At 47.9% G+C, this 21312-nt stretch carries 14 protein-coding genes; 7 read left to right on the forward strand and 7 right to left on the reverse strand.

The window, feature by feature from the left end:
* Window positions 1-93: 93 nt before the first annotated feature.
* The 4 genes from MUK70_RS05180 to MUK70_RS05195 all read right to left on the reverse strand — a co-directional run bounded on the left by MUK70_RS05180 (window position 94) and on the right by MUK70_RS05195 (window position 2761).
* Window positions 94-993, reverse strand: coding sequence for an AraC family transcriptional regulator (locus MUK70_RS05180; RefSeq protein ID WP_234657495.1), 900 nt, complete (start codon window positions 991-993; stop codon window positions 94-96).
* A 12-nt stretch (window positions 994-1005) separates the two neighbouring features.
* Complete coding sequence (locus MUK70_RS05185; RefSeq protein ID WP_244784711.1) at window positions 1006-1704, reverse strand: ferredoxin reductase domain-containing protein; 699 nt, start codon at window positions 1702-1704, stop codon at window positions 1006-1008.
* Window positions 1705-1826: 122 nt separating this feature from the next.
* Window positions 1827-2387, reverse strand: coding sequence for a dihydrofolate reductase family protein (locus MUK70_RS05190; protein WP_234657493.1), 561 nt, complete (start codon window positions 2385-2387; stop codon window positions 1827-1829).
* A gap of 5 nt (window positions 2388-2392) precedes the next feature.
* Window positions 2393-2761 (reverse strand): DUF1801 domain-containing protein, encoded by a 369-nt coding sequence (locus MUK70_RS05195; protein WP_234657492.1) that lies wholly within the window; start codon window positions 2759-2761, stop codon window positions 2393-2395.
* A 176-nt stretch (window positions 2762-2937) separates the two neighbouring features.
* Between MUK70_RS05195 and MUK70_RS05200 the strand changes: the two genes are divergently transcribed.
* The gene (locus MUK70_RS05200) at window positions 2938-3207 is read left to right on the forward strand and encodes a phosphopantetheine-binding protein (RefSeq protein ID WP_234604335.1); all 270 of its coding nucleotides are present in this window, start codon (window positions 2938-2940) and stop codon (window positions 3205-3207) included.
* Window positions 3208-3224: 17 nt separating this feature from the next.
* Here MUK70_RS05200 and MUK70_RS05205 read toward each other — a convergent pair whose 3' ends face one another.
* The 3 genes from MUK70_RS05205 to MUK70_RS05215 all read right to left on the reverse strand — a co-directional run bounded on the left by MUK70_RS05205 (window position 3225) and on the right by MUK70_RS05215 (window position 9880).
* Window positions 3225-5648: an ABC transporter permease gene (locus MUK70_RS05205; RefSeq protein ID WP_234657491.1), complete on the reverse strand. Its 2424-nt coding sequence runs from the start codon at window positions 5646-5648 to the stop codon at window positions 3225-3227.
* A 127-nt stretch (window positions 5649-5775) separates the two neighbouring features.
* A complete protein-coding gene (locus tag MUK70_RS05210; RefSeq protein WP_244784713.1) occupies window positions 5776-9594 on the reverse strand; it encodes a hybrid sensor histidine kinase/response regulator transcription factor in 3819 nt (1272 codons plus the stop codon).
* Window positions 9551-9880 (reverse strand): ligand-binding sensor domain-containing protein, encoded by a 330-nt coding sequence (locus tag MUK70_RS05215; RefSeq protein ID WP_244784715.1) that lies wholly within the window; start codon window positions 9878-9880, stop codon window positions 9551-9553. Before MUK70_RS05215 ends, MUK70_RS05210 begins: the two co-directional genes overlap by 44 nt.
* Window positions 9881-10196: 316 nt before the next feature.
* Between MUK70_RS05215 and MUK70_RS05220 the strand changes: the two genes are divergently transcribed.
* The 6 genes from MUK70_RS05220 (at window position 10197) to MUK70_RS05245 (ending at window position 21187) form a co-directional block, all read left to right on the forward strand.
* Entirely contained in the window at window positions 10197-13436 is a 3240-nt protein-coding gene (locus MUK70_RS05220; RefSeq protein WP_244784717.1) for a SusC/RagA family TonB-linked outer membrane protein, read from the forward strand.
* Window positions 13437-13443: 7 nt separating this feature from the next.
* Window positions 13444-15258, forward strand: a complete 1815-nt coding sequence (locus MUK70_RS05225) for a RagB/SusD family nutrient uptake outer membrane protein (protein ID WP_234657488.1) — start codon at window positions 13444-13446, stop codon at window positions 15256-15258.
* A 14-nt stretch (window positions 15259-15272) separates the two neighbouring features.
* Window positions 15273-16331 carry a glycoside hydrolase family 43 protein gene (locus MUK70_RS05230; protein WP_234657487.1) on the forward strand — a complete coding sequence of 353 codons (1059 nt, stop codon included), beginning with the start codon at window positions 15273-15275 and terminating at the stop codon, window positions 16329-16331.
* Window positions 16332-16487: 156 nt separating this feature from the next.
* The gene (locus tag MUK70_RS05235) at window positions 16488-18947 is read left to right on the forward strand and encodes a glycoside hydrolase family 95 protein (protein WP_234657486.1); all 2460 of its coding nucleotides are present in this window, start codon (window positions 16488-16490) and stop codon (window positions 18945-18947) included.
* Between the two features lie 33 nt (window positions 18948-18980).
* Complete coding sequence (locus MUK70_RS05240; RefSeq protein WP_234657485.1) at window positions 18981-20660, forward strand: glycoside hydrolase family 43 protein; 1680 nt, start codon at window positions 18981-18983, stop codon at window positions 20658-20660.
* A gap of 5 nt (window positions 20661-20665) precedes the next feature.
* A complete protein-coding gene (locus MUK70_RS05245; protein ID WP_234657483.1) occupies window positions 20666-21187 on the forward strand; it encodes a VOC family protein in 522 nt (173 codons plus the stop codon).
* Window positions 21188-21312: the final 125 nt, after the last annotated feature.

Here is a 21312-nt window from a genome sequence, read left to right on the forward strand (position 1 = left end):
CAAATTACAATTGCAGTATGTCCTCAATGAAGAGCGGCTGTTATTGAATCATTAAATTTTATAAAAAAGCACTCTAAGCACGACCAAACCAACTTAAAATGTAGTGCTTTTTGAAAGTTCCTGATCTGCACGACCAAGCGTTTTGCGGAAACTCGCGGGAGACGTGCCGATTGTTTTGCTAAACAGCCGGATAAAATATTTATGGTCTTCGAAACCGAGATGAAACGCTATTTCTTTCACACTTTTGGCCGTGTAAAACAGCAGCCGCTGCGCCTCGCGCAAAACCTCTTGCCTGATCAGCCACGTAGAAGAAAATCCGGTAATAGACTTAACTGTGTCATTTAAGTAGCTCACTGTAATGTTCATCCGGGAGGCGTAATCAGCAGGTTTTTTCAATGTCTGAAAATTCGCCTTGACAAGGAGATTGAAATTTTTTACGATCTCAACGCCACGCAATGACACTGCCTGAATGCGTTCATTTTCCTGTAACTGAAACAGGTTTACGGTTCTGTAAAATAGGGAGTTGAGCAATGCCTGGACCAGTTGCTGCTGAAACTGAGCTTGTTGATCTTCGTTTACTGCGGCGGAAAGGAGGTGGAAGATCTGTCCAAACCATTCTTTATCAGCCTCATCCAGCTTGATTATAGCAATGTTGGCGAGCGAGTGTTCAATCACCATGCGGGCACTCTGGTCTATATACTTTGCATCAAAAGCAACAGCCCAGCCACTGACCTGTTCGGCTTGCCGGAAGTCATGAACTTGTCCCGGACAAGATAGCAGGAGCGCAGGCTGGTCAATGTCCATCTCCTGAAAATCTACCATTCCTTGCACCGACCCGCATTCCAGAAAAAAACAAAAGTAATGATCATGGCGGTGTGGGCCCCTGACGCTATCCGGGATAGCCCCGAAATGATTTTTCTCAGAGAATTGCATAATTTCAATTCCCGGCGCGCCCTGCTGCAAATGCCTGATTTCGATCTCTTGAGTTGTCATCTTCATCGTGACCTATGCCCAAAACCCATAACCCTTAATCCTGGCATGTACTTTTGGATTCGATTTTAATTTGCTTTTCAGTGCTTTGGTCATGGAAACATTGCCTGCAATATAGATCGAATTATATTCCGTAAGCGCTTTGTTGTGACACCATTGCTCCATCATGTCGATGTCCTCGGCGCGCCCCGAACTTTTTATAAACCAAAATTCCGGGTTTTCCGCTTTGAATATTTCTGGAATCTCATAATCACCATGCACAAGTACGGCAACGTCCATCGGATGTTCACTTCTGTCCGTCAATTGCTTCAATGCCAGAAAATGCCCGAGCGCACTTGCATCTGCGAGACACAATACAGGACCTTTTGTTGAAGGAAGAGCTGCGGCATGTGCTGCACCAAACAAAATTTGATCGCCTGTTTTTAATGCCCGGACCCAGCGGCTGCCAGCCCCGGCGTGTCCGCTATCGATAAACATCGTGCATATACTCATTTCAGAGTTCCATAGCACAGGCGTATAATCTCGGTATTCGAGCTCGTCGACCTTGCACTTCAAGCGCTTAATGGAATCCCAGCTATCCATATCCACATCAGGAAGATAAAGATCAACTTCATGCATATCGGCTTCGGGCCAGACTCTTACCGCAATGACTGTGGCACTGCTCAACATCTTCTCCAATAAACCGGAGGCCGCTTTTTTTAATATATTAACCATGCTACCTTTCTTTTTTTGAGCAAAGGTATCGGGGCTGAATATGCCATTTGTCCAACAAAAGGCGGGAATAGGTGGACAAATAGCCTGTAAGGGTCTCCTTAATCTGACTTGAAAGGGTTAGGCTAGCGTTGTTGCGATCTTACCGGTTCGTAATACAGGATTATGGCACCGCATGTAAATGTTTTTGTTTTCAAAAGTTTAAGATCTAATTTCTCCTGAATGTTTTTGAACAGCGGCAAGCCGCTGCCTGCAATAATCGGGTGGACAGCGATCTGGTATTCATCAATTAAGCCAAGGTTAGTAAAAGCAGCGATTAAGCCCGGACTGCCGACAAAGATGTCCTTCCCTGTTTGCTGCCTGAGTTGCAAAATTTCTTCTTTGTTGATATCCCGTTTTAACTCCGTACCGTTCCAGTCCACACTTTCCAGCGTTCTGGAAAACACAATTTTGGAAATTTTATCCATATTCAAAGCAAACTCATCCTCAGCTTTGATACCTGTGGGATTTTCCACGATGGTTCGCCAATATTCCATCAATTGATAAGTGATCCTTCCGTAGAGTATGACACCGGCGTCCATTAGCAGATCGGCATAATGCTGATGCGTTTCTTCATCCGCAGTCACGGCGGTATGGTCGCAAAACCCGTCCAGAGTCATATTGGTGGCTGCAATTATTTTTCTCATGTGATCTAAACTGTTTTGTATGGATGACAGCTCGCACGGATTGCCATTTGTAATATTTCGTTTATTTGGTCAACAGGGAGGTCTTCGTGGGGGTCTATCAGCAAGATTTTCATTCTCGACCGTTTTTCGGCGATCAGGTTTGGATGTTCGAGTAGTTTTCCGTCAACAATGCCAAGATAAGGCAGGCCGGTCTTTTTTTCAAGCCAGATATAACAAAACCTTTTTCCGTTGTAATTATAAAAGGGCATCTTGTACCGCCACACTTCGGTAACATCCGGACTGAATTGTAAAACCAAAGCCCGCAATGCATTCAGGCTACCTTTGGCCGGCTCAGGTTTGTTCCAAAAGAAATCATCAATGTCGCGTAACTGCATGATTGTCGGCAGATTATTGTCGTGATCCGATAAATGTAAAGTAACCCGCAATTAGTAAATACTTGTTGGCCCGGCGAAACAGATTGCGATATCGGTCGTCTCCTGCAAGGCATCAGGTATGATATTTGTTAAAGGGCGTGGTGTTTCATTGCTCACTTCAACACGCCACGATTGAGATGCCGGACAATCTTAAGGAAGACCTCAAAAAACAAGTTATTGCCCAATTGAACCTGGAAGGGTTATCGCCGGAAGAAATTGATGAGGATAAACCCCTTTTTCACGAATCAGGCCTGGGCCTGGACTCCATCGATGCGCTGGAACTGATTGTGATGTTTGAACAACATTACGGAATCGAGGTTCTTGAACCACAGGAAAGCAAAAAGGCATTCCGCTCCATATCTTCGATGGCGGACTATATTCGGGGAAAAAGAAGCCCGGACAAATAATTCGTCACAAATAAAGTTTATTCGCTCTGCAAGCTCTTCGCCGGGTTCAACAATGCAGCTTTCACCGCCTGGAAACTAACGGTGACCAAGGTAATGGCCAGCGCACCAAAGATGGCCGCAGCAAAGATCCACCAGGAAAGAGCAGCCCGATAAGTGTAATGTTGCAACCAGTCATGCATCAGATAGTAAGCAATGGGCGTCGCTATGAGGCAGGCAATCATGACCAGGACCAGGAAATCTTTGGAAAGCATTTGCCACAGGTTAGCCACCGAAGCGCCCAGGACTTTACGAATGCCGATCTCCTTTTGTCGCTGTTCGGCAAAGAAGGATGCCAGGCCAAAAAGCCCCAGACAACTGATAAAGATCGCCAGAGATGCGAAGGCGGTCGAAAGCTGACCGATCCGTTCTTCTGCCTGGAACTTCCGGTCATATTCATCGCTGGCAAATTTATACGCAAAGGGACTTCCGGGATTATATTTTTTAAAAACCGGTTCAAGCCTCGAGAGTGCTTCTCTGGTGGGAACGGCGGGGTTAAGCCTGATATGGATGAAGGATGCCCAATCTTCCTTTAACATATATACGGTCGGTTGGATAGGCATAAAGGGCGAGCCGGTTACCACATCGTGAATGATCCCAATGATCGTATACTTATCGCCATTCCATTGAACGGGAGTCCCGACTGCTTCTTTAAGTCCCATATATTTCACCGCACTTTCGTTAATCACCATACCCAGACGGTCCGTCCCCGAATCGCTTGAAAAGTCACGGCCTTGCTTCAGTTGCCAACCAACCGTTCTCCCATAGGCATAAGTAACGCCGACGGTCCCCAGGTCGCCCAGCTGATCAGGGTCTTTTCCGGGCCAGCTAAAACTGGCGTCGCTACTCCATACCTCAGCAGTCGGACTTGAAGATTTGGCGGTGTTTACAGCAGCTCCCGTCCGCAATAAATCCTGGCAAAGTGCTTGCGAATGTACTTGCAGGTCGGGCGTGTTCATGGCTACAGAGAGTAGTCCCGACCGGTCAAAACCCACCGGCCTGTTTTTGGCATGCTGAATCTGGCGAAGTACAACCAGTGTACCAATGACCAAAGTTATCGAAACCGTAAATTGGAGGATGACCAGCGTTTGCCGCGGCAGTGCAGCGGAACGGAATCCCCGCAATTTCACTGAGGAACCAGAGCCTGTAAGAGCGCTCACTGGCTTGAACCGCGACAGGTAAATGGCCGGATAACTGCCGGCAAGCAAGCCGGTCATGAGTGCAAAACCCAGGCCGGGAAGCCAGGTTCTCTGATTGTCCCAAGGGCTGTTGATCTGCTTGTCGGCGACCTGGTTAAACCATGGCAGGAATAGTTGCACCACCAGCAGGGCAACTACAAATGCAAACATGGCCATCATAATCGATTCGCTAAAAAACTGTGCGATCAGCTGACTTCGCAGTGAACCAACGGCCTTACGAATGCCCACCTCTTTTGCGCGTTTTTGCGAACGGGCCGTTGACAAATTCATGAAATTAATGCAGGCCAATAAAAGCACAAACGCCCCGATGATGCCAAAAAGCCAAACAAACTGAATCCGCCCGCGGACCGCCACTCCATTTTCCCATTCCGAATATAAATGCCACCGGCTCATGGGGTGAAGAAAGGCCTTGGGGTTGAACCTGGCTTCTTCTTTGGCATGCCGTGCCTTGATCTTTTCGATCTTGGCACTCACCTGATCAAAGCCTGTGTTTGGCGCAATCTCAACGAGCAATAAAAAAGAGTTGTTGCCCCAGTTGGTCTCCGAGCGTTTTACCCAGGGTTCTTCCTCCACAAAATATTTCCAGGGCAACAAAAATGACACATCGCGGAATTCCGAGTTGTAAGGAAGATCTTCATAGATGCCCGTAATCTTGAAGTAATTTTTGTTATCAACCTTTATAGTCTTATTAATAGGATCCTCATTGCCGAACAAAGCTTTTGCAACCGATTCTGAGAGCATTGCTGAAGTAGGATTGTCAAGTCCGGTCGCAGTGCCTTTCATGATCCGCAAAGACATCATGAACGGAAAATCCGGCTCGACACAGTTGCCCTTTCTCGAAATTTTCTTTTCGCCGACGGCCAGAATGCGATCCTCTGTCCTGGACGAGGATGCAATATATTTGAAATCACTCCCATGCTCACTCTGTAAAGCGGCCCGCATGGGAAGGGGAGTGGCGGTGGATGTGTTGGTAATCCCGGCGTAAGTCTGATGCTGCATGACACGTGCAATGCGGTCGTAATGCTCGTGATATTTGTTAAAAGAAAGTTCGTCCCACATCCAAAGACTGATCAGTAAGGCCGTAGCCATCCCGACGGACAAGCCGATAATGTTGATAGCGGAGTAGGTGCGGTTTTTAGTAAGGTTGCGGAAGGCGATCTTAATGTAGTTCTGCAGCATATCGATAAGGCTTGATCCGTGAGTCATGTTAAGGCGTGACAAAATCCTTACCATGGCAAAAGGGATGCTTATGGTACTGATTGTCAGTAATTTAATAAGTCATACTGTTCAAAAGCGCACAAAATGGCGTTCAGTTCTGAACAAGTTTGTAATCCTAAACCGTCGGCAGGTTCCTCCGTTTTTTAGACTTGTATTCCGTTGGAAGCATGTTGAATTTAGCCCTGAATGATTTTGCAAAATAATTTGGTGCAGTAAAACCGGTCATGTAGGAGATTTGCGAAATGCTCAGGTCGCTGTTCTCAAGCAATAATGCAGCCTTTTCGAGCTTGATAGAACGGATAAACTCAATAGGCGTCTGGCCGCTCATTTCCAGCACTTTGCTGTATAATGTTCCCCGGCTCATGCCCACGTGCTTGCTCAGATTTTCGACACTTAGCTGCGAGGTGTGCAGGTTTTCTTCAATGTAAGACAACATATCTTTCAGCAACTTTTCCTGGCTGGACTCCATCTGCGGCGCACTGCCCGAAACCTGGATGTGGCGTGAATAAACGCCTTTTAACAGACGGTTAAGCAAGATCAGATTATTAATTTTCGCATTCAGAATGTCAAAATTAAAGGGTTTGGTCAAATAGTCGTTGGCACCTGAGTTGAGGCCTTCGAGTTGTTGTTGCTCACCCGTTGAGGCGGTCAGGAGGATGATCGGAATGTGCTTGGTGCGCTTGTCCGACTTGATTTTCTGACTCAGTGCAATGCCGTCCATTTCAGGCATCGCCACATCGCTGACGATCAGTTCCGGATGATGGCTCAGCGTTTTTTGCCAGCCCTCCTTACCATTGCTGGCCTCGATAACGTGATAATAAGGCATCAGGCTTTCTTTTAGATAATGTCTGAATTCATCATTATCCTCAATGATCAGCACATTGGATGGATCTTCCAGATTGGCTTTTTCCAGCCGGTTATAGCCGTTTTCCACCTCAGTACCAAGTGTTTTCGGCACCGGCGCAGATTGTTCGGCCGCAGGAAGAAGCTCCTCCGCAATGGGCAGCGCTACTGTAAATGTGCTGCCCGAACCCGGCTGGCTGGCCACATGAATCCTTCCCTGATGCAGCTGCACAAATTCCCGCACAATCGACAAGCCGATTCCGCTTCCCTGGTTCAGCACGGTCAGGTCCGTATCGCTTTGAAAAAACCGGTCGAAAATCTTTTCGTGCTGATCTTCCGCAATGCCTATTCCGTTATCGGCAATGTTGATTTGAAGCCAATGTTTTCCCTCAGAGTCCTTCTGCAACCCGACTTGCAAAGCCACTTCGCCGCCCTTAGGTGTAAACTTGAATGCATTGGAAAGCAGGTTGAACAAAACCCGTTCGAGTTTATTCGCATCAAAGTCCATGTCCAGTTGATCCAGTGAACTTTCAACTTTAAACTGAATCCCTTTCCGGATAGACAGGTCGCTGAACTGGTCACAAGTGTCTTTTATAAACAAAATAACATCCCGGCGTTTCAGGTCCAGCCTGACTTCTTGCTCTTGCATATTTTTGAAATCCAGCAGCTGGTCCACAAGGTTGAGCAGTCTTTTTGCATTCCTTTTGATGGCGGTTACCGGCGGATGCATTTCAGTGGATTTTGTCTTGGCTAGCAAATTGTCAACGGGAGCAAGGATAAGCGATATGGGTGTTCGGAACTCATGACTCAGATTAGTCAAAAACTTGATCTTCATCCGGTCCAACTCCTGAGCCCGCTCCACTTCCGCGCGCCGCTGCTGCTCCCTGAATTGCCTTTGAAGCTTCTGAATGCCGCGCCGCCTCATCCAATACACGATCGCAAATGGCACGAGAACGTAAAAAATGTATGCATAGATAGTCAGGTAAAAGGGTGGTTTGACAATCACAGCAACTGACTTCGTCTGCGGACTCCAGTTAATGCCGTCTCCACTGGCCTGCACTTCAAAGATATACTCGCCCGGACTCAAATTGGTATAACTCGCAAAGTTGGTAAGTCCCGTCTCATTCCATTCCGATTGCATGCCGACCAGCCTGTGCCGGTAATGCATTTGCTTTGGATTGGTATAATCCAGCGCCGCATAACCGATTGAAAAATTCTGTTTGTAATCCAGGCTGATGGTTTTCGCAACGGTAATGTCGGCATCAATAAAATTGGAATCTGCGGACGTAATGTTGCGGTTACCGATTTTTAAATCCTTTAAAATGATCGGGGGAATGCGTTTACCGCTGGGCAGGCTGCGTGTGTCGATATAATTAAACCCGGCAATGCCTCCAAAGAAGAGCGTATTGTCGCGGGCACGGACGCCGGAGCCCAGAACAAATGTCCTGTCCTGGATGCCGTTATAGGAAGTGTAATTAATGAATTTTTTGTTTTTTATATCAAAATAGCTGATTCCCTGGTTCGTACTCACCCAAATCCGCCCCTGCGCATCTTCCAGCACTTTGTTGACAATGTTACTGGCCAATCCTTCTTTTGCTCCGTAAGTGATAAATTTTTTGGAGCGCGGGTTGTATAATGCCAATCCTTCACCCGATGTGCCGGCCCAGATGTTCCCTTTGCTATCTTCCAAAAGCGAAAAAACAATGTTGCTGGCCAGGTCACTGCTTTGCCTGTCGAGCAGCATTGATTTTTGTGTTAATGGGTCAAATACGGCAATTCCTGTTCCGTGCGAGGCAATCCAAAGCCTCCCTTTACGATCTAGCAACAGATCCCTGATATATCCATTGAGCGGAATGCTCCGGCGGGTAACCGGAATGCCCGGATCATACATTCTTTTAAAGCTTCTGGTCGCTGGGTCGTATAAATGCACGCCGCCGCCATTGGTGCCTACCCACAACTTGCCAGACTTGTCTTTTTCAAGACAAAAGATCTCGTTGTTACTGAGGCTGGCCGAATCTTTTCCTCTCAAAAACTGCGTGTAACCGCCGGTTTTCGGATTAAACTGGAATAACCCATCCTGGAATGTCCCGATCCAGAGTTCATGGCTGGCAGTCAGTTCCAATGTTAAAATTGCCAGTCCCGAAGCGGCGTTTTTGTTTTTTGGGTTAATGGGGAATTTTTTGAAAAGGTTAGTCTGGCGGTTGTACAGATTCAGCCCGCCACCGTCAGTTCCCACAAACAGCTCACCCGATTCGGTTTCAGCAAAGGACGTAACAAATGGGGCGCTCAAACCATAAGGATCATTTACATCTGACCGCTTTAACCCAAAAATGGCCAGGTTTTTGTCATATTTATTGACGCCGCCTTTATAAGTGCCCAGCCAGCAAATTCCTTCATTGTCAATCAGGATACTCCGCACCGATTTATTGCTTAAACTGAACTGTGTCCGCGCATCCGGGCCATAACGCGTAATAATGCCCGTGCGCGTATCGAGCATGTTCAGGCCGGCATCCGTACATATCCAGAGGCGGTGCGCATTTTCCCACGTGACCGCAAAAACCATATTCGTGCTCAGCGAATTCTTATTGTCGGGTTCATATTCAAAATGCCTTAGGATCTGTCCCTTTGCATTCAGCTTGAACACACCACTGAATGTGCCTGCCCAAATATTGCCCTCGCTATCCTCCACAATGGATTTCACGGCACGCGCTCCGGCTTCGTCAGGAAGCGATTGGAGATAGTTAATGTACTCCTCGCTTTTATCAGCAGGGTCGATTTTGAACAGACCATTTCGTGACCCGATCCACACCCTTTTTTTGCTGTCAACCGCAATGCTGAGGATCATTCCTTTGGAAATCTGATCGGGAATGTTGGCAACTGATGTGAATGTGCGGATCTGATAACTTTCGGGGTTTACATTGATCAAGCCTGCTGTTGTTCCCACCCAAAGTTTTCCGGTCGGGTCGCTCGTGATGCTGACCACGCTGTGCGGAGATGGTATGCTTATAAAAGCGTCTTTTCGCCGGTCGTAAAGGTGCAGCCCGCCTTCAATCGTCCCCACCCAGATCCTGCCTTTGCGGTCTTGATGCAAACCAGGAAATATCGCTGGATCGAAGCGATGTGGAATCCTTTTTATCATGCCGGTACACCATTACATCCGTTCCGTCAAATCTGTTCAGCCCGTCGTCGGTCCCGAACCACATGAAGCCATAGCGATCTTTCAGGATAGCCGTCACCGTATTGGACGACAATCCGTCGGTTGAAGTCAGCGATGTGAATTTGGGCTCAGATGGCTGTGCCCATGCTGTGATCGTCGCTGCACAACAGGCGATAGTCAGGCAAGCTAAACGGAATGTGAGCAGAATCTTTAAGCGCATTGAAATAGTGGGTTAAATGAGGAGCCCAGGACGAAAGTTATCCCAAAAATGCAAGTTTGTCCCAGAATCGGGCATTTTTTTGACCCATTTGAACAATTGTATCCTTAATATGAACAAATGTGCTCACAGCAGGCTGCATCGTTACGCTACTTTTGTCGACAATAAATTAAATAATATCTGGAAAAAGTGATGCAGTCTTTTAGCTGATCAGAAGCCTAAGTTACACCCAAATCAAGTATTGTCAAATTGACACTTTCAACCAACACCAATTAAGCCACATGATTCAATCTAATTTAAACATTAAATCATACACAAAATGCATGAACGTTTATTAAGCAATAACACGCTGGCCAGGATTCTCGGACTTTCTGGTCTTCCAATCCTGCTGTTAGGAGGCGCGTCCATGGATGCAGTTGCAGGCAGCGCAGCATGGGCCGACTACGGCACCAGGCACAGGTCAGCACCAGTGGCTGACATTGAGGTTACCGGAAAAGTCACCGGCCCGGATGGTGAACCGCTTCCCGGCGCCAGTGTCCTCGTTAAATCAACTACAAGAGGCACCAGCGCGGACCAGGACGGGAATTTCCGGCTGACGGTTCAGGATGCAAATGCAGTTCTGGTTTTCTCGCTGGTCGGTTATGCAGCGAAAGAAGTGGTCGTAGGCACGCAGCAGATCATTAATGTAACCTTAGCGGTTGACAATAAAACGCTGGACGAAGTGGTTGTGGTTGGTTATGGCGTCCAGCGGAAAAGAGATGTAACGGGTTCGGTTGTTTCGGTTAGTGAAAGTACATTGAAAGAAGTGCCTTCGTCCAATTTAGTGAATCAGTTAAAAGGCCGCGCAGCGGGTGTCTCCATTATCAGTAACGGAAGCACGCCCGGTTCGCAAGGCCAGATCAGGATCAGAGGTAACCGGACTTTGACTACAAGTTCCGGTTCAAGCGATGGTCTTGACGGTCCGCTCGTGGTGGTGGACGGGATTCCGTTTGGCGGTTTAAATGACATTAACCCGGATGATATTTTAAGTTTAGAGGTTTTGAAAGATGCCTCAGCAACAGCCATTTATGGTTCCCGCGGGGCGGGCGGTGTGATTCTGGTAACAACCAAAAGAGGAAAAATCGGGAAGCCCGTTTTCAGTTACGACGGCTATCACGGACAAACGCAGGTGATGGGCAAATTCAATGTCATGAATGGCCAGGAATATGCGCAGTTCAAAGCAGATGCGGCCAAGTACAACCGCACAGCTCCGGGCACGTCGGGTTATTTGCTAACCCAAAAAGAGCAGGAAGCACTCGATAACGGCGTTTCCACGGATTGGCAGGACCTGATTTACAAGCCTGGGTTTATGACCAATCACCAGCTGGGCTTGCAAGGCGGCGTTGAAAACACGCAATATTCGCTGGGTTTAGGTTATTTCAACGAAACCGGAATCATTCCAAACCAGAATTTCCAGCGTTTCAACCTTCGCGCAACGATTGACCAGAAGATTGGTAAAAACATCAAAATCGGCCTCAATACATTAAATACGCTGACCTACACGAATACGCCGGGCGGCGGCGGTGTGCCGGGCGGCCTTGTGCGCCTGACTCCACTGGCATCACCTTACAATGCAGACGGGACGGTCAACACCTTCCCTTCGGAAGGTTCTATTGATGCAACCGGAATCAGCCCGCTCACGATCATGACCAAAAAAGAATCTGCTTTGGGGCGCACGCGTTCGCTGAGGACATTCAATAGTCTTTATGCAGAGGTGAATATTTTGCCTGGATTAAAATACCGGTTCAATGCGGGTCTCAATTTCAGCCAGTCTAATTTGAATAATTACAATGGCCCGCTGACCTATTTCAACACGGCCACAACACAAGCCGGGTCCACAGCCGAGATCAGCAACACCGAATATTGGGACGTGAACCTGCAACATTTGCTTTATTTCGATAAGACATTTGCAGACAAGCACAAACTGGGTTTCACTGCGCTTTACGAATACACGAAAAATCACTCGCTGGGAAGCCGCTTCACGGTAACGGGTGTGCCTGCTGACTATATCAAAACTTCCAATTTCTCGCTCGCATCAGGCCAGCCTGTCGCGCCTTCGGATTTTGGTAACTCGTTTTCGGAAACAGGACTGCTGTCTTACATGGGAAGGCTTAATTATAGCTTTGCCGACAAATATTTGCTGACATTAACATTGCGCCGCGATGGTTCTTCAACATTGTCCCCGGCTAATCAATATTTCAATTATCCTGCTATCGGCGTAGGCTGGAATGTGGTGGAAGAGGGTTTTATGAAATCGGCTCCATTTATTTCTAATCTTAAACTGCGCGGCGGATGGGGGATTTCAGGAAACCGCAATGTGGGCGCTTACTCGACATTGGGTGCATTATCTGCGGGTTATTACAACTTTGGATTGGGTACGGCAGGGCAACAACTGGCTTACACCGTGACAAGCTTGCCTTCCAGCGACCTAAGCTGGCAATCGACCTCGCAGGTGGACATTGGGATTGATTTTGGTTTGTTCAACAACCGCATTACTGGTTCAGTGGACTGGTATCACCAAAAAACCAAGGACATTCTTTTGTCCGTGCCGCTGCCGCCGAGCAATGGTGCCGGTTCGACTTTGAAAAATTTGGGTAGGACAGAAGGCAAGGGATTGGAAGTAGCCGCCACTTTCGAGATCGTCAGAAAACCAAAAGGATTCAATTGGAGCATCGACGCGACTTATTTCTTTAACCGGGAAAAAATTACGCAGCTGACCACGCAGGATGAAAAATCCAACCTGGGCGCGGGATGGTTTGTAGGACAGCCGCTTTCGGTGATTTTTGATTACAAAAAAATAGGAATCTGGCAAACGGCAGACGCTGAGAACGGAACATTGGCACAGCAAACTTCACCGGTTCAGTTCGCAGGACAAATCCGCGTGGAAGATTTGAATGGGGATAATAAGATCGACGCGAACGATCGCCAGATCCTGGGCAATTTCCAGCCTAAATGGGAGGGAGGGCTTACGAGCCGTTTCAGTTTCAGAAACTTCGACGCATCTGTTGTTACTTTCGCAAGAATGGGCATGAAAGTGCTTGTCCCTTACTTAACGGGTAACTCTACGGGTTCAGGAGGGTTTGCATTCTTTAACCAAAGCCGTGTAAATCAGGTGAAAACAGATTACTGGACCGACACCAACCCAACCAACGCATTCCCGGCTCCCGATGCCAGCGGCGCTGTGGCCAACTTCGGTTCCACATTGGGTTACTACGACGGCTCATTCATCAAATGCCGGAGCATTAACCTGGGCTACACTTTCGAAAGTGATTTGATCAAAAAAATCGGTGCGACTTCGGCGAGAATCTACGTCAACCTCACCAATCCTTTTATCATTTACTCACCATTGGTGAAAGACGACCTGGCTGTTGATCCGGAAGGAAACAGCTACGCAACGGGCCAGTCAACGCTGAATCCGCAAGGCGCCAGCGACCGCGGCGCACCGGAGCGTCAGATCTCGGTAAACCTGAACTCTCCGCCGGTAAGGCAATTCACCGTGGGCGTAAACCTTAAATTCTAATCCGACTATGAAATCCATAAAAAATCTGATCACAGCAGCGCTGATCGCTTCATTCAGCACGGGTTGCGAAAAAGTGCTCGAAGAACATCCGCAATCCCAGATCGTCCCATCTTATTTCAATAGCCCATCGGGCGTACTTGGCGGCATAGCCGGGGTTTACAATGATATCCGGGGCCAATGGGGAACCGAAGGTTTTACAGTTGAAATGCAGGCCGGAACAGACGAATTTATTCAGGGTGTCAATGGTGGCGGAGGTCCAGCTTACACTTACAATGGTCTCAATAGCAGTAACTTCGGTGCGGCCTGGGGCGTTGCATTTCAGGATATTAATACATTGAACGGCGTGCTGCAATACGGCGCAACCATTGATTTGCCGGAAGCCACGCGGAAGCAATATCTGGCGCAGGCCAAGTTTTTGAGGGCATTCTGGTATTTCTATCTCGTGCAGACCTGGGGCGATGTGCCGCTTCACACGGAGTTCATTACGGTGCCTTCGCAGGCCGCATCCCGCCAGCCGGCAGCAGATGTGTATGCGCTTATCATTCAGGACTTAACCGAGGCCGCAGCCGATTTACCTAATCAACCAACCGCTCCGTTCCTGGGCAAAGCGGCAACCAAGCCCGTGGCGCAGCTCCTGCTAGCCAAGGCCTACTTGACCCGCGGCTGGCTGAATAATACATCTTCCGATTTCACCCAGGCAGCAACCATTTGCGAAGACATTATTGCAAAAAAAGCAGATTATGGCCTTGACTTGTGGCAGGATTACGGCGATGCTTTCGTGCCCGCAAATGATTATGGTAAAGAAACCATGTTTGTAAGCGACCACGTCCTGGATCCGAAATATGGCTATTATCAGGTAGGCGCGGGGGCCGGGGGAGGAGCGGCGCAAAATTTGAGCCCTTGGTTTACCAACTGGAATTATCCCAATAACAGCGGAATCAATTCTATCAAAAATGCAGCAGGCGCCTTTGTCAATAATGGAACTTCGGGCATGATCCGGGATTCGTATTATGGCCGTCCGTATGTGCGGATGCGTCCGAATTCCGACAAAATCGCAACGGGGCCGCGTGCTGGGAAAAACTACTTTTTGGATCAGGCATTCACCAACCGCAATGTCGATTCGCGTTATGCCAATTCATTTTACACGGTTTATATTTCAAATACTGCGGTAAAAAATGAGGCCAACGCAACCAATAACCTGCGCGGGATTTCTTACACAACCGTTCCGGGTTCGGACACTGCCGTTTGGCTACCGGATTATGAGGTGCCGGGCGCGCCGCAGTTCGTGGGCAAAAGGCCATTCAAAGGCATCGTAGTGCCGCCAAGTCTCTGGAACAATGGTATTTTCCCGGCTTTGAAAAAATTCATGGACCCAAGCCGTGGCGCTAATTTCAATGATCCGTCCACACGTCCTGCGGTTCTGTATCGCTTCTCGGATGTGTATATGACAGGCGCTGAGGCGTATTTCAAAGCGGGTAACAACGCAAAGGCAGCAGCACTGATCAATGTGGTAAGACAGCGCGCAGCTTTCAAAAAAACCAATTCAACAGCCGAAAATGCCGCCGCCGCAACGGCCATGACCATCACCGCAGCGCAGGTAACGCTGGATTTCATCCTCGACGAACGCAGCCGTGAATTTTTCGGAGAATGGCAGCGCTGGCATGACCTCGTTCGGACGCGCTCGCTCGTGCGCCGGGTGCAGGAGTGGAATCAGGAAGCCGCGCCTTACGTGAAAGATTTCAATATGCTCCGTCCCATCCCGCAATCGCAGATCGACCGGGTGGTAGACGGGCCTAAGTTTCCGCAAAATTCCGGATATTGATAAAAAAAATTCAAATGATGACAAATCGCAGCTTATTACTAGGCATATCGGCGTCCTTGCTGGCGTTGGGTGGCCTGGGCATTCAAACCGGCTTTTGCCAGGGAACCAGCATTAAACCATTGGTAACTGACTTGTACACCGCCGATCCGTCGGCCCATGTATTTAACGGAAAAATCTACATTTATCCATCGCATGACATCGAAGCCGACGTTCCGCAGGATGATGAAGGCGGACACTTTCAGATGCGTGATTACCACGTCTACTCTTTGGATAAAATCGGTGGAAAGGTTACCGACCACGGTGTGGCGCTGGATGTAAAAGATGTTCCCTGGGCCGACAAGCAAATGTGGGCGCCTGACGCAGCATTCAAAAACGGCACTTACTATCTCTATTTTCCTGTAAAAGACAAGGAAGGCGTGTTCCGCATGGGCGTGGCTACGAGCAAATCGCCGACCGGGCCGTTTAAGGCCGAGCCTCAGCCTATGAAAGGAAGTTACAGCATTGATCCCGCTGTTTTTACGGATACAGATGGCAAAAGCTATATGTATCTGGGAGGCATCTGGGGCGGTCAGCTGCAACGCTGGCACACGGGCAAATATGAGAAGTCGTTGATGACGGATCTGGGCAAAGGGCATGAAAACGAGCCTGCATTAAGTGCCAAAGTAGCATTGATGAGCGATGATATGCTTTCATTTTCTGAGCCTTTGAAAGATGTGCAGATCCTGGATGAAAACGGCAAGCCACTCCTGGCATCGGATACCAAACGCCGTTTTTTCGAAGGCGCCTGGATGCACAAGTATAACGGGAAATATTATTTCTCCTATTCCACCGGTGACACGCACCTGCTATGCTATGCCGAAGGAAGTACGCCCTACGGTCCATTTACTTACAAAGGTGTGATTATGAATCCGGTAGAAGGTTGGACCACGCATCATTCCATCGTTGAGGTGCAGGGCAAATGGTATATTTTCTATCACGACGCGGCGCTTTCCGGGAAGACACATTTGCGTAATGTGAAGGTCAGGGAACTGCTTCGCGACAGCAGTGGCAATATCAAAACCATTAATCCCTGAAAACATCGGCGTCATAGTAAGCACGTCTGCATGCTGTGACGCCGTTTTTTATCTTTTAATCAAGAAATAATTTTGTTTTTTCTAAAATACCTCATACCATTGTATTAATTAAAGTGTCATATTGACACATTAATCGATACAAATATCAAATTTTACATGAGGAGAATTTTTTACCTGTTATTCCTGGCGTTCATAACTCCGGGTTACGCACAAACGCCGAGGGTTCAAAAGCTCTGGTATAACCAACCTTCCGGCAAGACGTGGGAAAATGCATTGCCTGTGGGAAATGGCAGGCTGGGCGGGATGGTGTATGGCAATGTGGTGAATGAAACGATCCAGCTGAACGAGCATACATTATGGTCGGGCGGACCGAATCGCAATGATAACCCGGATGCGCTGGCAGCCTTGCCGGAGATCCGCAAATTGATTTTTGAGGGAAAACAAAAAGAAGCCGAAAAGCTGGCCAATAAAACGATCATAACCAAAAAATCACACGGACAAATGTTCCAGCCGCTCGGTGACTTGCGGCTGAATTTTCCAGGTCATGAAAGTTTTACCAATTATTACCGCGAGCTCGACATTGAACGCGCAGTGGCGAAAACCACTTACCAGGTTGATGGCGTCAGTTACACCCGCGAAGTCCTCGCTTCTTTCCCCGAGCGCGTGATCGTGATCCGGCTGACAGCCGATAAGCCGGGAATGCTTGCATTTGATGCTTCCTATGCCTCTTTGCACAAAAATAAATCAATCAAAACAACAGCCTCAAAAGACCTTACCATTGCCGGAACGGCTGCGGATCATGAAGGTGTAAAAGGAATGGTTCGCTTCAAAGGAATTGCCAGAATCAAGACGGAAGGCGGTTCGGTAACGGCTAATGACACTTTATTAATGGTCAAAGGTGCCAATGCAGCCACCATTTACATTTCAATTGCGACGAATTTCAAAAACTATAATGATGTAAGTGGAGATGAAAATGCACTTGCGGCTTCCTACTTGGATAAGGCATCTTCAAAATCCTACGCCGCTATGCTGAATCCGCACATTGCGGCTTACCAAAAATATTTCAAGCGGGTAAAATTTGATCTCGGCACAACAGACCTCGGCAACTTGCCGACGGACGAAAGGCTGAAAAATTTCCGCAATGTAAACGATCCCGAACTGGTTACGCTTTATTATCAATATGGTCGCTATCTGCTGATTTCCAGCTCGCAACCGGGTGGTCAGCCAGCGAATTTGCAAGGGATTTGGAACAACAAAATGATGCCGCCATGGGACAGCAAATACACCATTAACATCAATGCGCAGATGAATTACTGGCCCGCAGAGCGCACCAACCTGAGCGAGCTGCATGAGCCTTTTCTGAAAATGGTGGAAGAACTCTCGCAAACCGGAAAAGAAACGGCCAAAACCATGTACGGTGCCAGAGGCTGGATGGCGCATCATAATACGGACATCTGGCGAGCAACCGGCGCCATCGACGGCGCATTCTGGGGCATGTGGATCGCAGGCGGCGGCTGGACGAGTCAGCATTTATGGCAGCATTATCTTTACCATGGCGACAAAGCTTATCTGGCAAAAATCTATCCGATCCTAAAAGGTGCAGCCACATTCTACGCCGACTTTCTGGTGGAACATCCCAAGTACAAATGGCTCGTCGTAAACCCGGGGAGTTCTCCCGAAAACGCACCGGCAGCGCACGAAGGCTCTTCGCTGGATGCCGGAACGACCATGGACAACCAGATTGCATTCGACGTTTTCAGCAGCACAATCCGCGCAGCCGAAATCCTGAAAAAAGATGCTGCATTCACTGATTCGCTCCGGCAAATGCGCAAACGCCTGCCTCCGATGCACGTAGGCCAGCACGGACAGTTGCAGGAGTGGCTCGACGATGTGGATGATCCGAATGACCATCACCGCCACGTTTCGCATTTATACGGATTGTTTCCCTCCGACCAAATCTCAGCTTACCGCACACCGGAATTGTTTTCTGCCGCCCGCACCACATTGTTGCACCGCGGCGATGTTTCGACCGGTTGGAGCATGGGCTGGAAAGTAAACTGGTGGGCCAGATTACAGGACGGAAATCATGCATTCACATTAATCAAAAGCCAGCTTTCACCCTTGGGCACGTCCAAAGAAGGCGGTGGCACTTACAACAACCTCTTCGACGCGCATCCACCATTCCAGATCGACGGTAACTTTGGCTGCACATCAGGCATTACTGAAATGCTGATGCAAAGCGCGGACGGCTCCGTGCATTTGCTACCAGCATTGCCTGATGTTTGGCAAGCAGGAAATATTGGCGGGCTGCTCGCGCAGGGTGGTTTTGAATTGGTAAACATGGAATGGAAAGAAGGTAAGCTCACAAAGGTTGCAGTGAAATCCAAGCTGGGTGGAAACCTGAGATTACGCGCTCCGAACGAACTGAAATCGGCCGATGGTAAAGCAGTAAAAGTTGCTTCCGGGCAGAATGCTAATGCATTTTACCAAAATGAAGAAGTGACTAATGCGGTTATTTCTCCCAAGGCAAATGCGGCGACCCCGGATTTGAAAAAAACAGTCCTTTACGACATTCCGACTCAGGCAGGAAAAACCTATGTATTTGTTAGTCAGTAACTTAATAATAAATGTTAATTAGTGCGTGCTGTAATGATTAAAAATTTTATCTCCATAGCGCTGCTTGCATTGCTATGCCTTGCACAATCCGTGTCGGCACAGACCACCACATTGGTGAATCCGATCTTGACAGGTTTTTATCCAGATCCGAGTGTGGTGCAGGTGGGCACAGATTACTATCTGGTCAACTCCACATTCTCCTACTTTCCCGGCATTCCCGTTTTTCATAGCAAAGACCTCAAAAACTGGAAACAGGTTGGTAATGTCATTGATCGTGCTTCACAAATGGATTTCATGGGCGAGAAACTGACAAGAGGACTTTTTGCGCCTGCTATCAGCTATCACAAAGGGACTTTTTACGTCACTTGCACGGACATTGACCATGATGGAAACTTTGTGGTTACTGCCAGGAATCCGGCTGGCCCTTGGAGCAACCCGATCCGCGTTCCGCAAGCGCGCGGCATAGATCCGTCGCTGTTTTTTGATGATGACGATAGAGCTTACATTATCTATAACAGCGATGCGCCGGACAGAAAACCGTTGTATTCCGGCCACAGAACGATCCGGATTTATGAAATTGATCCCACCACTTTAAAGGTGATTGGTGAAGAAAAACAGCTTGTTAATGGGGGAGTGAATCTCAGCGAAAAGCCGGTTTGGATAGAAGCACCGCACATCATGAAGCGAAATGGCTGGTATTATTTATATGCGGCAGAAGGTGGGACTTCGGTCAACCACACGGAAGTCGTTTTTCGCAGCAAGTCGGTTTGGGGGCCATTTGTTCCTTATGAAAACAATCCGATTTTAACCCAAAAAGGATTGCCTGATGACCGTAAAGATCCCATCACCTCAGCCGGTCACGCGCAGTTTGTAGACGGGCCGGACGGAAAAACCTACGCGATTTTCCTGGCAGTAAGACCTTATGAGGGCAATTATTACAACACAGGCCGCGAAACTTTCATCGCGCCTGTGGAATGGAAAAACGACTGGCCGGTTATCAATCCGCCCAGCAAGAATGTTGAATATAAATATACCGCCAACTATAAAGAAGTAAAGCAAAAGGACGCGCTTCCGCAGGCCGGCAATTTCGAATACACCTTAACATTCGAAAAGCAACTCGACCCCGCACTGCTTTTCATGAGGACAATTGACAGCAGTTCTTTCTCTTTATCAAAGCAAAATGGTCTGACCATGAAGCTGAAACCCGAAACCATTATGGAATTGGGCAACCCATCATTCATCGGAAAACGCCAGCAGCATTTGTTTTGCACTGCCGAAACGGAAATCGATTTTTCGCCCAAATCAGAGAAGGAAAAAGCAGGCCTGACCATTTTTCAGGATGAATCACATTTCTACTTTTTGAGCAAATCTGTGGAAAATGGAAAACCTTTCGTGCAGCTTTTCAAAAGCGGTGCGGATGGAAAAAGCATGGAGCTGCTTGCTAAACAGTCCATTGCAGATGTTTCGAAACCAGTCAAACTTCGCATCGTTGCAGAAGGTGATTTTTACAATTTTTATTTTTCTAATGGCAGTGCTTGGGAACTGCTCAAAGACAAAGTAGACGCCAAATTCCTGAGCACAGAGGTCGCGGGAGGTTTTATCGGATGCTTGTTCGGCATGTACGCTACTTCCTCCGGAGGGCCGACTTCCAATTCTGCTTCATTTAAATATCTGAAATACACCGGTAATGATCCGATGTTCAAAAGCAAATAAACATTATGCAAAAATCTGTTTTAAATAATCTCCTGATCATCGCTGCGCTGCTTGTATGCAGTCTCGTTCATGCGCAGTCCAATTTTACGAGTAAGTCCATCGGCGTTGGCGTCGTGGTTGCGGACATGGAGCGCTCGCTGAATTTTTATGTCAATGGAATTGGCATGGTCAAAACCGGCAACTTCACCATCAATGCTGAATTTGGGAAGCGTGGCGGTTTGACCGGCGGTGAAGCCGTTGAAGTCAACATTCTGAAACTTGAAAACGGCCCCGAAGGCACCGATTGGAAACTAATGAGTTTTGGGAAAAAGGCCAGTCATCCGAAGTCAAAATTTATCCAGGACGATACAGGTCCGCAGTATATCACCATTCAAGTCAAATCATTGAAACCCATTATTGAAAGGCTAAAAGAGCAGAAAGTGGCTTTTCTGGGAAGCACGCCGACGCCGTTGACAAAAGATAAGCACTTCGTTTTAGTGCAGGACCCGGACGGCACATTTGTAGAGTTGATCGGGCCAATGGAATAGGAAAGGAGCGTTTTTCGCTTTTAGCAGATAGTCAATTGCTGGTTCAGGTGTTTTGCAGATCAATTAAATGATATGATTATGCTTAGAAATTGTCTTGTCTTTATCCTTTGTGCATGCTTTTCCCT

The sequence above is a fragment of the Dyadobacter chenwenxiniae genome (assembly GCF_022869785.1).
Taxonomy (GTDB): domain Bacteria; phylum Bacteroidota; class Bacteroidia; order Cytophagales; family Spirosomataceae; genus Dyadobacter; species Dyadobacter chenwenxiniae.